Origin of the sequence: Vibrio sp. NH-UV-68, assembly GCF_042940635.1 — a bacterium.
Classification (GTDB): domain Bacteria; phylum Pseudomonadota; class Gammaproteobacteria; order Enterobacterales; family Vibrionaceae; genus Vibrio; species Vibrio pacinii.
In genome coordinates this window covers 728,044-742,267 of sequence record NZ_CP134976.1, presented here as the reverse complement: position 1 = coordinate 742,267, position 14,224 = coordinate 728,044, and the positions used below count along the sequence as shown (strand labels likewise).

Sequence of the window (14,224 nt, the reverse complement as noted above, 5' to 3'; positions counted from 1 at the left end):
AATTACAACAGGCCTCAATTGCGTCAGAGAAGTGCCAACTTATATCCAGCGTTCCAGGTATTGGCCCAATTGTCGCCACTGGGTTAATTGCAGCGGTTGGTTCAGGCACTCAATTTAAGCGAGGCCGAGGGATATAAGTATATGAAGATAGATTGTACTCATCGCCAGGCTGTAAATAGCTTAAACGAACATTTGACGCTTTGAGTGGATACTGTTCTTTCGTGTGTGTCGCCGAATTGACATTGATGACTGTAACACCACCTCGTCCAACGACCGTAGCAATATCATTCTTGACAACCATGGCTGTACCTTCGTCTACGCCATAACCTGGCTGACTATCCGCGTTTTCCAGTAACGAGACTATCAAGCGGCCTAAACGGGCTTTGCGGTCAAAATGCTGGTCGATAGTTCCGTAAGTGAAAAAGTTTGCACCTCTGCGAGTGACCACAGGCCCATATTCTTGCTCATCCATACTCGTATAGTCCTGCTTAGAGCCTTGAAACAATGCACCTGTGCTATTTCCACCAGCGATCATGGTTTTTGACATAATCGCTGCGCCAGCACTGGTTCCCCCAATAACGCCTCCGTTGTGGAACACTTCTCGAATTGAGCCGAGCACTTTCGTATCCGTCCCATCTTTATTGAGTAGCACTTGAGTGATTAAGGTTTGATCTCCTCCGACAAACCATATGGCGTTCAACTTTTTAACGTCATCTGCCAGCAGTGTATCGTTGCCATTGGTTAGCCATGTTGATTCATCTGTATCTTTTGTCATCTTTTACCGCAAGCGGTAGCAATACGACATGATTTTCACTGACACCAAATTGGGAAAAGATTTCTTGTAGCTTAAAAAACTTTTTGCTTATTGAACCTGTCGCTGCGGGCACAACAACGATTTTCACCTGGTCGTTATCGACCGAGTTCACAAATGCTTCATAAACGTCCATTGTCGCTGAAGATAGCGCTCCTCCAGCGATAACTAGCGTCCCCTGCTGTTCTTCTGCAGTCGCAGGGAGTGCTAATATCGAAGCGAGTGCCAAAGTGATTACATGTTGTTTCATTGAAAGTTCCTTTTCATGAGATGAGGAGAAAAAAGGCAGCCATCGCCAACTCAACAATGACTGCCAATGGGCTATGACATTGACCCAGAAATAAACAGAATGATGCTAGTAATGACGAATACCGTACCAATAAATGGCATTACCCACTTAAAGAAACGTCCATAAGGGATTCTTGCCAACGCTAAACCAGCAATAAGATGACTCGATGTTGGTGCAAACATATTTATCCAACCCGTAGCAGATTGATATGCAGTAATCACTAAATCACGCCCCACGTTTGAGAAATCAGCAAGCGGCCCCATTAGTGGCATTGAAACGGTTGCAAGCCCTGAGGTAGAAGGGATGAAAAAGCTAAGGACAATATGGACATAATAAGTCACAACAACAAATACACCGGACGGTAGGCCACTAACAAGCCCTTCTGCCCAATGCAAAATGGTATCAATAATCGCGCCATCACCCATGACAACATAGATACCACGTGCTACTGCAACGACTAACGCAACCCCAATCAAATCTCTAGCGCCATCAAGAAAAGTCTTTATAAAATCACTCTCAGGCATACGATTAATCAATGCAACTAAGATCGCTGCGGAGAAAAACAGGGTTGACAGCTCATCGAACCACCACCAAAGCGTTGGCATAACATCGATGCCCATATCTTCCCAGGGCACAACACCGTAAACCATCACCATGAACGTACCGAAGAAGACGGCCATAGTCTTTTTTCTAGCCGGGGTAAACTCCAACGCTTGGACTTCATTGGTTAGGTCATCATCAAACTCAACACCATTCAGTGCTGACTTTTCGGGACCTGCTTTTGAGCGAGCGGCATAGCGCATGACGAATACAACTGCAACGACAAAGAAGATCGCAAGCATGATAAGTCTTAGAATGATCCCGTCTCCAATTTGGAGCCCTGTAAATCGAGAGGCAATACCGGTCGCAAATGGGTTCACAGTAGAGGCCAGCACACCGACACCCGACCCAAGTAATATAACGCCAGCGGTAACCATACGGTCATAACCTGCCGCTGCCATAACGGGTAAAATCAATGCCCAAAATGCAACCGTCTCCTCTGCCATACCATATGTTGAGCCCCCAATCGCAAAAAGAAACATCAATATGGGGATGAGCAGTTGCTCTCGCCCCTCAAACTTATTGACGACGGCAGAAACCCCCGCATCCATAGCGCCTGTTTTCATTGTGACAGCCAAAAAGCCACCGATGACCAGAACAAACAATGCAACATCCGCTGCTTTGTGGAAGCCTTTGATTGGCGCCATAAGAACATCAATTGCACCTTGTGGTGATGGCTCTAACTCGGTGTAAGTGCCAGGAATAGGAAGGAGTCGCTCTCCTCCTCCATAACTTAACGCTTCTTGTGCCGTGACAAGCTGTTGTGTATCGGCAGTTTTATAATCGTATTTCCCTGCTGGAATCACCCAAGTTAAAGCCGCTATCATCGCGATAATGGCAAATAATATGGTGTATACCGTCGGCATCTTGAACGTCTTTTTCGACGCGCTATCCATTATTTTTGTTTCCATAACTCAACCTCTTTATATACATAATTTGATCTTTAGCGGGTGTAGACCTTATGACCTAGAGCCCAAACCGCTTCTATATCTAGAGTGTCGTTCGCGAGCATAACCATATCGGCATCAGCCTTAACGCAAATATGACCTTTTTGGACCAACCCTAGTGCTTTAGCCGGGTTCTTGGTGATACAAGCCAGTGCTTTATCGAAAGACACATCAAACTCGAAATGCGCTTGTTTTACTGATTCGTAAAGGCTGGAAATACGACCAACATCAACACCGATGGTATGCCCATTCTCATCAAACCTAGGAAGGCTCGCGTTCGCGTCAGAGCTCAAAGTGATAAGTGATGGATCAACGCCAGCCTCCATTGCAAGCTTTATGGCCTTTGCACTTATGACTTCACCATCCTGAATAAGTCCCTCATTAGTGCTGGTTGTAAAATCGATATACCCGCCTTCTTGGCCGTAGCGTATAGCGTCTTCGAAAAGGTGGGGGTTCCGATTACAATGAGTGGGGATGAAGTGTTCATGTGAAATATCGGATTGTTCTACAACATTTCGTATCAAAGACAGTTGTTCAGGGCTATCCCCCAAATGACAGAACACCACACCTTTCTTCCCTGCTAGTGACGCGGCGGTTTTCGTTTTTCGGGCGATATCTAGCAAGTCGTTAAAGGTGATTACCGATGCTCTATGATCGGCCAATGCCACTTCACCAACACCGATAATTTCTGGGATATAAAGCAAATCGCTTTCTACTGATGTGGTCAGCGTTTTTAGTGGGATATGATATGAACCAGAATAAAAGTATGCTGACAGCCCATGCTCTTGCAATTCGCGGGCTTTTCCTAACAAGTTGGAAACGGTCCGCGTGAGCGAGTCGGTACCTAGAGCGCCTACAAGCGTGGTTACACCGCACTCCTTAGCCTCATGTGCGAAGAGCTCTGGTGTTCTATTTTTAAATCCACCTTCCCCACCACCACCACAGTAATGAACTAAGCCATCAACAAAACCTGGAACAATACACTTTCCATCTGCGTCCAACACCTCAACAAATGCTGGGGTTTGAAGACAGTAATCTTGGTCATAGATTGCCTCAATTTTGTTGCCGGCGATCAATATGTGTTTAATGCCTACATACTCAGGCGTGTATAGACTTGCGTTCGTGATTAGACGAATCATAAGAATATAACTCCTATATCGTTACTAAAATCTAAATCACCCTAAGATCACTAGAGCGATAAAAAAAACGACGCACACATAGCCAACATCAGTTATATCAACTGAATGCAATACAGGTGGCCAAAACACGAAGAATCACACGAATTAGAAAGCTCGATAAAGTGACATTGAGTACGTCGAAAAGACTTCGAAAACGAAAAAGAGTGTTACTCGTTGCACCATTCACTTAAAGCATGGCGACTGAGTTTGTAGAAACCGATAAAAGTGCAAGCGGTAATGGTAGAAAATACGCAACGCAAAGCATGTTTATAGTCAAATGTAATCTGTACTATCAGACTCATACTATTTTTACTCCGCGTGTTGTATAGGATTAATATAGAACATACTCCTTTTATTCTTAATTTCAATCAGCTCTCACTCATCATGGATTAAATAGTGAATTGATATTCATCGTGTAATCAAGAAAGTCAGACTAAAACCGATCTAGGTCAATAATCATCCATAATTAGTGAAGCCATATTTACTAATACACATTCATAATGTTTGCATTTGGTCACATTTAGATTGTTCATTATGGCTTCACATGAGCTTTCACTAATCAAATAGCTCAATAGCGAAATGTGGCTGGGGTGAAAGGCAAGCTTGGTGACTAGGTTAATATCCTCAGAAAAGCAAGTTTAGAACGAAGGCGTCATAGAGCTGTCTGTCAGAGATGGTTATGCAGTTGTTTCATTTTTTTGATAAATACAGTCAAGACTAGTCCTGTTCAACTTTAGCTTCCAAGGCGGTTCGAAAAAAGTGCGTCACGAATTTTCCCGCCCGAAAACAGTAACGCTCGTCAACAATACCTAGTCTGTGTATTTTGAAAGAGTAGATAGCTCGACCACATCAGAGTCGAATAATTATTCTAGGATTTACTACTTAATTGTTACACACAAATGAAATGTGAAATTAGTCACAACTTTTTTGTATGTTTTATATAATTATCATTGATAATACTTATATAAAAACCAATTCTGTTCATCTCTTTATACTGTTCACAATAAAAAACATGAAACACTTACAAGATGTTGAACAATTTCAGAACGATGTGTAAACGTTTACAAGGCTAGGTTTAAGATGGCATTAACACTTCAAAAAAAAATCCCCCTTTCCCGACTAATTAAAGGCTCATTGTTACTGATTGGTATCGTCCCTTTGGTCTCAATGTCATTATTACTCACATCTTTGACAAAGTCAGCTCTTGAGGACAGCGCCTATAGCCAGCTCAATGCAACTCGTTCTATTAAATCTAAGCAGGTCGAAACCTACTTTGAAGAGAGGGAAGCTGACCTTACCGTACTATCCAATGCAATCAATGCCTACTACCAACAGTCTCAAGCGCAATTGACACAAGTGGCGACAATAAAGGCAAAATCATTAAGATCGCTCTTTCAACAAATAGAACGTGAACTCACACTTTTCTCAAAAAGCTACGACACATTAGAAGCCTTGAAGGCGTTCAATGGCAGTTTCTCACCAGCTCAGGAGACTGAGAATAATGCTCGTTGGAGAATTCATAGAGATATTTTTGGTCCCCATGTAAACTCATTCAAAGAAGCTTTTGATTGGTATGACGCATACCTCATATCGCCTAATGGCGAAATAATTTACTCAGCCTTGCAAGACAAAGATTTAGGTTTAAGTATTCTAAGTGACAACATGAAGAACACCGCCCTCCAAAAAGCTTTCAAGCAAGTCCAACACTCCGACGGCAATGTTTTCAGCGATTTAGAGCAACACCAACCCACAGGGCTGTATGCGGCTTTCATGCTCAGAAAAGTAGTTGACTCAGAGCAAAGGGTTCTAGGATATGTCGCTCTTCAGTTACCCTTGAGCCGAGTCAACCAGATAATGTCTAGAGACACTATGTCTGAAACGAGCACACACAGCTACCTCGTTGGACATGATTCTAGACTTCGTTCTGATACTCCATTCACATCTTTGCTAGAGTCTCCAAACTACCAAGTCTCCTACGATCTGCTCAGCTTAAGCAAAGTCGGACAACCAACAATAGTCCGCAATCAGCAAGGAAGTTTATCAGTTATCATTGCGGAGGTCGTCCCTGTTTCACATTCAGTCAATTGGACCTTAGTAACCGAAATGCCTGTCGATGCAGCCTTAGTCCCGACAATGAGTCAAAATGAGTCATATTACGACCATTATCTCAAAGAGTATGGTTATTACGATTTGTTTCTAATCCACCCTGAGGGCGATATTTTCTATACGGTAGCAAAAGAGTCTGACTACCAGACCAATATTTTATTTGGTCGATACTCAAGCTCAAACCTAGGCAAACTTATACAGAAAGTATCCAGAACATTGCAGTTTGAGATCGTGGATTTCGAACCTTATGCTCCATCCTTTGATGCACCTGCTTCGTTTATTGCAACCCCGGTACTAGACAGCAACAAGGAGCCAATCATCTTTGTTGCACTACAACTGTCATTAGATTCCATCAATACAATGATGCAATTGCGCGAAGGAATGGGCGAGACAGGAGAGACTTATCTAGTCGGAGAAGATTTCAAAATGCGTTCCGACTCGTTTTTAGACCCTTCAGGTCATTCTGTTTCTGCTTCATTTGCAGGCAACGTTGATCAAAATGGCGTTCAAACAAAAGCTTCTCAATCTGCATTAAATGGTGGAGTAGGAACCGAACAAATAACCGACTACAACGGCAATCAAGTCCTTTCGTCTTATTCCCCCATACAAGTAGGTGACACTCGCTGGGCTGTTATAGCAGAGATTGATGTTGCCGAAGCGTTCCGTGCCATTGATAAAATAAATTACTGGTTGGTCATTGGTGTGTTCTTCACCCTACTTATCACCGTGGCGTTTGCGTTATTTATATCCAGACTAATTTTCAAACCCTTAGGTGGCGAGCCAAGAGATATGATGGAGTTGGCTAACCGAATTGCATCGGGAGACCTCTCTTACCAGTTCAAACATCGGGGACATGAAGGAAGCGTTTATGCATCCTTGCAGTCAATGTCGGCCAACTTATCATCACTTATTGGTCATATCACACAGTCTAGCCAAGAGTTGGCCTCAACAGCAGAACAAGCCTCTATAGCTTCTGAACAAACAACTACGGCGGTCACCAATCAACAAACTGATACAGAAATGATCGCGGCTGCCGTCAATCAAATGTCTAGCACCGTTGCTGAGGTGGCGTCTAACACCGAATCTGTCGCTTTGATTACAAAGGAAGCACATCAGAAGAGCCTTGATGGTGTAACACTGCTTGAAAAAAGTGTTCTCGCGAACAAAGGACTGATGAGTGAAATGACAAAAACTTCTTCAAACATGAAAAACTTGTTGGATGAAACTCAGCACATTGATCAAGTACTCAGTGTGATACAAACAATCGCTGAACAAACCAATTTGCTAGCACTGAATGCCGCGATTGAAGCCGCACGTGCCGGTGAAAATGGTCGAGGCTTTGCCGTTGTTGCCGATGAAGTTAGACAATTAGCGTCTAAAACCCAGCAATCAACAACTGACATTCAAAAAATCGTTACTTCGGTAAAACAAGCAACCCAAGAATCATCGGACAACATGAATACAAGTGTTTCACAAGCGGAAACTGCAAATCAGCTGTCGCAAGAAACGGTTAGTGCCTTCAAAGCCATCAATCAAGCCGTTGAACGAATCGATGAGATGATGTCTCAAATCTCAACAGCGGCCGAAGAGCAAGCACACGTTAGTGATGATATTAACCGCCGAATTAGTCACATTAGTTCGGTTTCTACCGAAACCTCAGTAAGCGCTCAAGAGCTTTCCGCTGCGAGTCAAGAGGTGGCTCGTGCTGCAGAGGGTTTGCTGGCACAAACAAAACGCTTCTCTCTCTAACAATGTGCCATCTTACGAATGCGCTAAAGACGTAGTACACCGCTACATATTTGTTATTTTTTACTAGGAAAGTACATTACTACATGGTTATGGATGTTCAAAAAACACAACACATTAAGTCGTGCAAACTTTGCACAGAGGCTTTTAATGCCAAATCTATTTCAGCAGACTTGGCCAAGATAGACAACGAGGTGTGCGAGTCTTGCTTCTTTGATATCAACGAATGCATGGAATCAAACTACCCATTGCATAAACATGATCTCGTTTTACGTATAAGCTTAAGAAAGCTAAGGACAAACCTCGTTCATCTAGGACATCAAAATGAGGTTGTAGTAGATCTTGTTAACATAATAAACCGAGAGATTAACTCGATCGAAGAAGAGTTATTTGTGAACAAGCTAGACAACCCTTTATTGAGAAACACAATCTCTGAGTATCGATCGCTTACCAACGTTTACATGTAGCTAACTTTGAAAGGCCGTCACTACCCTGTTTCGGCCTTGCCTTTTAGCCTGATAAAGAGCCTTATCTGAACGACGGATAAATGTATCATAGTCCTCACTGTTCAGTCTTTGTGCACACCCAATCGATAGAGTGACTTCGATACCTTGCTCCCCAATGCGCTTAGTGCTGACTTTGTGTCGGATTTGCTCTGCCAGGTTCCTGGCGCGTTGCACGTCAGCATAAGGCAAGACAATAAGAAACTCTTCTCCCCCGATTCGACCGATAAGTTCACCATCTTGGCAGTTGCTCGATAGAGCATCAGCGACACTTTTGATCACTCTATCTCCCACATAATGACCATAGATATCATTGACACGCTTGAAATGGTCAATATCGATCATAAGACATGAAACCAACGTACTTTGTGTTTTCATTAAATTCTGACTCAGCCTCTCAATTGTTCTTCTGTTTAATAGACTAGTTAAAGAGTCTTTTTCAGCCAGTTCTTTCAGTTGATTTACCGTTATTTTCAAGGAAACCAGCAAATAAATAACGAGCAGTGAAAAGCTGTATAGACTCATGTAAAGTGCCATTTGTCTCACTACCATCATGATTTTGTCCCAGCGCGACATCCGATGTACTAAATAGACCTCCCCAGGTACAATTGGAATCGTATATCTGACATGGTCTTTTTCTTCGTAATAGGCATCGACACCAAACCCAGTGCTCCAGTCAAAAACCTTCTCTCCTAATATAAAAGGGGACGTTTTTGCCAAATATTGCCCGTACTCGTCTACCAACACGCTTTCTCCTGGTACATTGCCGAGACCTAGTGTTTCATTAAGTCGGTTTAGCCCGATGTCGAGAGAGACCACGCCTCGAAATGTGTTGTTCTCGTATACTGGCGAAGAAATGGAGATCATCAAGCCTTGACCAGCAGCATCTTCATATAGCTCCGATATGACTGTTTCTTTGTCAGGATTATTTTGCGGAACGGCGGCAAGCCAAAATGGTTTTTGTAACAAGTCATCGGTGAAATGAAAAGTGTCTAACGAAACAAATGGTGAGATGTGTATAAACTTTTGTGAAGAGGTATAGTATGCCCAAATATATTCCAAGTCTTCCCTAGCAGTTGCAATATCAACCACTAAAGACAAAGCGGCATGCAGCTCGTGTTTGAGTTGCTCCGAGTGATCTCCAATGGAGCCGAAGCCTGACGTGATGGCTACAGGATTGGCATCGCTAGTTGATTGCAAAGGCGCCCTCTTTGAGCCTTTTCCCAAATACCACACACCGTACCCCAAGTGATCTTTAGCATTGTCGTAATGGGGATGAACAAGCCTTTGAGCGTACGACAGATGGATATTCATTTCCATCTACTTGCGCATCAGTTCTACCAGGTGTATCGTGACCTCAAGGTACTGTTCAACAAGTTCAACTCTCTCGTTCAGCGATCGCTTTACTTCAAGCCTAATGCCTTCCTTGTAGGTCCCGTACAACAACATCACGCCAATAAACCAACAAACAGTAAGAAGCCCTGCGATTAGCGGTTTGAATACTTTAGCATCATAAAAAAAACCGTTCGTCATAAGTCAGGACTCCTTTCCAATGTCACTTTTGCATCCAACAGCGCTTCTGTTGTGCGTGCCATCAAGCAAAACTAGGCCCTAACCAAATGACCACCTAGACAAACCGATTCATACTTACTGCTCGACTTTAAAGCGCTCCATTAACACGTTTAAGCGTCGGTTCGCGTCAACTAAATGGTGTGTTTCATCACTCATCTCGGTACCTGACCTTTTCAACTCACCCACGATCTCGTTGATTTGGGAGATGTTACGTCCGATCTCCTGAGTAACACTGCTTTGCTCTTCTGCGGATGTAGCAATCTGCATACTGGCATCATTAATATCAGTGACCAACTCTGACACATTTGAAACACTTACCTCTAAAGCCTGCGCACTCACTTCTGTCTGATCACAACACGACCGTGTTTCATTCATCGCTGTAACCATCGACTGACTACTCGAAAGTAGATGTTTAAGGGCAACTTCGATCTCTTCAGTGCTCGATTTAGTTCGCCCTGCCAAACTCCTGACCTCATCCGCAACCACTGCAAACCCTCGACCTTGCTCCCCCGCCCTGGCGGCCTCTATTGCGGCATTCAAAGCGAGTAAGTTAGTCTGCTCTGCAATTTCACCGATAACAGTCAGGATTGAGGAAATGCCTTGAGACTGTTTGTTCATTGTCACAACTCGCTCGTCAGCAACACTCACTTCATGCTTCAAGGATGCTATCGCTTGCTTTGATTTCTCTATAGTTAGCTGAGATTCTGAACCTAACTCTTCAGCCTTTTGAGTTAACTGAGCTGTCTTGGCTGCACTTTGTGCTACGGTCTCTGCGGTGGCATTCATCTCATCGATGGCAGCCGCTATTTGCTCCGTCTCTGACGCGTGATCGCAGAGTCTCTTCGAGCTTTGCATAGACTGCCTCGAAAGGGACTCTATTCGCGATTCCAACTCGTTAGAGAGTTGTTTTACCTCTAAAATCATTGTTTGCAACTGACTAATAAAGCCATTAATCCCTTCAGCTACACGTCCCAAGTCGTCCCGAGAGCGCACTGGTAGACGTTTCGTCAGGTCACCATTCCCTTCTGCTAAACCTTCAACAACATCACGAAGTGCTAACACCGGTTCATAAACGCGTCGGAAAACTAGGAACAAAACAAGAAGAGAGAGCGCTATACTAAGTATCACACCGAGTGTTAGATCGAGCTCCAGTTGCTTTAACTGTGAATAAGCCACGTCTTCATCAACCCCGATCCCCAGATACCATGTTTTGTCAGCAACTTGAAAAGACTGAGAAAAAAACAGTTTTTTGCTACCATTGAGCTCGTAAGACTGTACACCAGAGTTCATAGACACTGACTCTCGAGCAGTATCTTCAAATCCCTCTAAATCAATCGCTTTCTCACCATTTTTTATCGCAGGGGAAGATGATGCTAGTATAGTTGTTTCACTGTCCATCATGATCGCGACAGCGCCAGGTATGTCCGTAACTTGATTTACTATTTCATTGAGAAACTCAAGTGTTAAATCGGATGAAACGCTGCCATCAAAAGTTTTTTCGACGAAACTAATCCATATTACTCCATCTGATGCGACATATGGCTTGGTTACTGCTACACCATTTTTTTGCTGTGCAAGTTGGTACCATTCTCGTGTTGTTACATCACCTTTATACTTATGATCAGGCCAAGTATCTGCGGTTTGATTCCAGTAAGCGTCTCCATTGTCAAGAGAAATGACGACACTTCCAATGTCCATTGCATTGGCAAGAACTTTTGTTTGCTCAACATAGTTTGTTGGGAAAGGTTTTGTCTTGTAATGTGCGGCTACTTTACTAATACTGCTTGTCTTCTGCCCAAAATAGCTTTCCGCCGCGAGAGCTTGCTGGCGAGCGTAGTCTGAAAAATATTGCTCAACCTTACCCGAGACAATGCTCTGAGTTTGTCGATAGCCATACCAAGCACTGGCGACAAGTGCCGCAGTTAAGAGGCCCACCATCGCCCCAAGCAAAGCGCCTTTAAACCCAATACTCTGTTTAATCATCTACTCTCATCCATAATCAAAATGTGTTACTCCATGGTTCGTTCGCTTTATCAGAACATCCAAGTACTATCTACAAATTTATAGAGTTAGGTTATTGTTAGTTCAAGATTTATTTTGTGACACTTTTGTTACACAAACACATGAGCTTATGATCCTTTTCGATGATTACACCGATTCATAAAACACAATGAATAATCATCTTACATCCACGCGTCACAAGTTGTTGTGTTTACTGATCAGTAAATAAAAGTATCCAGTATTTTCCAATATTGGATCCAACTTTTTGCCTCATGCGCAGATTGCTTGCAATTAAGAGCTTGATAAATGCTGCTCGAAACCATCCACGGCTGTCATTAACATATGAGTACATTAATAGCCTTGGTCGTTAGTGGTTTTTTTGATTGACTCGTTGGTTTATAGCCGATTAAATTAAATATGGACAAACGACCTAGGCAACAAATGAAACACATCCTTTGGCAAAGAATGTTAAAACCCGTACAAGGAGAAATACTAATCATCTGCCTTATGTTAGGCAGTCTTGTTGTGGTTAATGTGCCTCGCTCAGTTTTTGTTGAGAAGCGACTAGAGTATGAGGCTGCTCAGCTTGAAACCGTAAAAGCGCTTTATCAAAGCCACATGCATTATCTCTATTTGTTGATAAACTCAACTGAGTTCATCAATGCCTCTAACCCTATTCTTGGTCGATTTGAAGCTCACCGCTGTAATTATGCCCCGAAGTCTTCGGCTCCTTGTCCTGCGGATATTCGCTCTGAAGTCAAGTCTCATCCTAATCAACATTTCTTTGTGTTACCCGAGAAAACATTTCTTGTCTTCAAGCAAGGCCCTTACCCTCGTATTATCTGGTTCAATAGTAACGACTTCTGGAACACGTCAAACGCCAATATCAGCACTGCATTGGTTACGCATACTCGAGTCGTTTTTCTGACAGATAAAGTCCCCCCGTATTCATTAGAAATGAGTGGTCTGATTATTGACACTGATGAGCGCTTAAGAAACGTGAGTTATAAAGGCTCTGACATGAGTTTCCTCGCATGGCAGTTTGGTCCATACAAGTTTGCAACTTTTTATCACGAGGATGACCCTTTAGTTGATTCCTTGTATCAAGCATTGACTGCTTGCATTGTCCTGATAGCCTTTTTAGCGTTTTTGATCTTAAGGGTTAACTCTAATCGGAAACGAATGAAAGTCCGTTCCTATAAAGATAATCTAACTCAATTGCACAATCGCCATTACCTAGATGTCGTGAAGTCTGATTTTGAAAGCAATACGGATGCTCATTTAGCACTAATTGACATCGACCATTTTAAGGCGATCAATGATAAATATGGTCACAATGCAGGTGACAGAGTACTCAGAGAGGTAGGGTATTTACTTAAGCAAAGCCTACGTGAAAATGATGTCCTAATTCGATATGGCGGTGAAGAGTTCCTTTTGCTCTTCAACTCGAAGTCGACATACGCTGCACATCAAGTACTTGATCGCCTAAGGGATAATATAGTCAACAGGCAAACTAGCATTAGAACCAGCGTTTCCATAGGCTTTACTCGCATTAATAGGAGTTTAGACAACAGCATTGTTCGTGCTGATGAGCTCTTATACTCAGCTAAACGTTCTGGTAGAAATCGAGTTCATGGACCATAACTGGTGTTGTCTATACCCCTTCAAGCAAGCTTCTGCTGTTTGGAGTAATATTGAACCTCTGCGCTTTCTAATACTCACTTCGACCAAAGATAGATTGCAGTTTTCTTAAACTAAGCTCTATTGAACAAACAACACATTAAAGCGACTGTTTTATCGGTCGCCTAAAGCTTTCGTCTTTCAAAGACTCGCATTAAACCGCCCATGACTTTGACGTTTATCTCGAATGAGTTCCAATAGTTCTAACTGCGTTTGTTTAACGTCTGGCATGATGTTCGAAATCACACAATGAAGATAAGTTAAAGACGCTAGAAATGAACTAATCTTCATTGAGTATGCTATTAAGTTCCTCTATCGATGGCATCGTTTCATACTGCTGAGCATTGCTCGATATATCATCCCATGATGCTTTTGAAGACACAAAAATGAGGGTTTGTACTTTACAATTACCGACTAAATCGAGGAGTCCAGCGGGCACCCAGAACTACTTACCACTATCCATTTCATGAGGGACTGTGCTTCCACACCTGGAGCAAAAGTCTGAACGATAGCCAGAACTAAGGTGATAAGTGGATATGAGTTCAAGTCTTTCTCCCGATAGAACTGGGACTTATCGATAAACGTAGCCGCATCCGATACAAAAGCGGATAATTTTCTGCACAAATAGTAGTGGCACAGATAGAAAGGAGGAACATGCCCTGTGATAAAAAATTTCACTGACGAACATAGACATTCACCATAGGTGTTATTTTTCGTGCGCTGAACTCCGATTTCAATACGGTATGCTGTTGGAACCCAGACCCGAACCCTATCAACAACAGACAGATAAA

Annotated in this window: 9 protein-coding genes and 1 pseudogene; 3 read left to right on the top strand and 7 right to left on the bottom strand. The window is 42.9% G+C overall.

The annotated features are described in order from the left end of the window. Nucleotides 1–23: 23 nt before the first annotated feature. Nucleotides 24–128, top strand: a pseudogene (locus ViNHUV68_RS17720) (transposase); the annotation flags it as partial. On the opposite strand, the gene ViNHUV68_RS17715 reads toward ViNHUV68_RS17720, so the two are convergent. The 4 genes from ViNHUV68_RS17715 to iadA all read right to left on the bottom strand — a co-directional run bounded on the left by ViNHUV68_RS17715 (nucleotide 110) and on the right by iadA (nucleotide 3,786). Next, nucleotides 110–775, bottom strand: a complete 666-nt coding sequence (locus ViNHUV68_RS17715) for a cyanophycinase (RefSeq protein ID WP_391090358.1) — start codon at nucleotides 773–775, stop codon at nucleotides 110–112. The pseudogene ViNHUV68_RS17720 and the gene ViNHUV68_RS17715 sit on opposite strands and share 19 nt — an antisense overlap. Then, entirely contained in the window at nucleotides 756–1,061 is a 306-nt protein-coding gene (locus ViNHUV68_RS17710) for a hypothetical protein (protein ID WP_391090356.1), read from the bottom strand. Before ViNHUV68_RS17710 ends, ViNHUV68_RS17715 begins: the two co-directional genes overlap by 20 nt. Before the next feature lie 71 nt (nucleotides 1,062–1,132). Then, nucleotides 1,133–2,611, bottom strand: a complete 1,479-nt coding sequence (locus tag ViNHUV68_RS17705; protein ID WP_391090354.1) for a YfcC family protein — start codon at nucleotides 2,609–2,611, stop codon at nucleotides 1,133–1,135. Nucleotides 2,612–2,643: 32 nt separating this feature from the next. Continuing rightward, complete coding sequence (gene iadA, locus ViNHUV68_RS17700; RefSeq protein ID WP_391090352.1) at nucleotides 2,644–3,786, bottom strand: beta-aspartyl-peptidase; 1,143 nt, start codon at nucleotides 3,784–3,786, stop codon at nucleotides 2,644–2,646. Between the two features lie 1,119 nt (nucleotides 3,787–4,905). Here iadA and ViNHUV68_RS17695 point away from each other — a divergent pair. Further along, nucleotides 4,906–7,680, top strand: coding sequence for a methyl-accepting chemotaxis protein (locus tag ViNHUV68_RS17695; protein WP_391090351.1), 2,775 nt, complete (start codon nucleotides 4,906–4,908; stop codon nucleotides 7,678–7,680). A 464-nt stretch (nucleotides 7,681–8,144) separates the two neighbouring features. Here the strand turns inward: ViNHUV68_RS17695 and ViNHUV68_RS17690 are convergent, their stop codons facing one another. The 3 genes from ViNHUV68_RS17690 to ViNHUV68_RS17680 form a co-directional block, all read right to left on the bottom strand. Further along, a complete protein-coding gene (locus ViNHUV68_RS17690) occupies nucleotides 8,145–9,494 on the bottom strand; it encodes a diguanylate cyclase (protein ID WP_391090349.1) in 1,350 nt (449 codons plus the stop codon). Nucleotides 9,495–9,500: 6 nt separating this feature from the next. Beyond that, a complete protein-coding gene (locus ViNHUV68_RS17685; RefSeq protein ID WP_391090347.1) occupies nucleotides 9,501–9,713 on the bottom strand; it encodes a hypothetical protein in 213 nt (70 codons plus the stop codon). 114 nt (nucleotides 9,714–9,827) lie between these two features. Then, on the bottom strand, nucleotides 9,828–11,735 hold the full coding sequence (locus tag ViNHUV68_RS17680; RefSeq protein ID WP_391090345.1) for a methyl-accepting chemotaxis protein: 1,908 nt from the start codon (nucleotides 11,733–11,735) through the stop codon (nucleotides 9,828–9,830). Between the two features lie 459 nt (nucleotides 11,736–12,194). Between ViNHUV68_RS17680 and ViNHUV68_RS17675 the strand changes: the two genes are divergently transcribed. After that, the gene (locus tag ViNHUV68_RS17675; protein ID WP_391090343.1) at nucleotides 12,195–13,397 is read left to right on the top strand and encodes a diguanylate cyclase; all 1,203 of its coding nucleotides are present in this window, start codon (nucleotides 12,195–12,197) and stop codon (nucleotides 13,395–13,397) included. Nucleotides 13,398–14,224 lie beyond the last annotated feature (827 nt).

Coding starts and splice junctions, on each gene's coding strand:
- iadA (WP_391090352.1), bottom strand. CDS start 3,786: ATGATTCGTCTAATCACGAACGCAAGTCTATACACGCCTGAGTATGTA.
- ViNHUV68_RS17715 (WP_391090358.1), bottom strand. CDS start 775: ATGACAAAAGATACAGATGAATCAACATGGCTAACCAATGGCAACGAT.
- ViNHUV68_RS17710 (WP_391090356.1), bottom strand. CDS start 1,061: ATGAAACAACATGTAATCACTTTGGCACTCGCTTCGATATTAGCACTC.
- ViNHUV68_RS17690 (WP_391090349.1), bottom strand. CDS start 9,494: ATGAATATCCATCTGTCGTACGCTCAAAGGCTTGTTCATCCCCATTAC.
- ViNHUV68_RS17685 (WP_391090347.1), bottom strand. CDS start 9,713: ATGACGAACGGTTTTTTTTATGATGCTAAAGTATTCAAACCGCTAATC.
- ViNHUV68_RS17695 (WP_391090351.1), top strand. CDS start 4,906: ATGGCATTAACACTTCAAAAAAAAATCCCCCTTTCCCGACTAATTAAA.
- ViNHUV68_RS17675 (WP_391090343.1), top strand. CDS start 12,195: ATGAAACACATCCTTTGGCAAAGAATGTTAAAACCCGTACAAGGAGAA.
- ViNHUV68_RS17705 (WP_391090354.1), bottom strand. CDS start 2,611: ATGGAAACAAAAATAATGGATAGCGCGTCGAAAAAGACGTTCAAGATG.
- ViNHUV68_RS17680 (WP_391090345.1), bottom strand. CDS start 11,735: ATGATTAAACAGAGTATTGGGTTTAAAGGCGCTTTGCTTGGGGCGATG.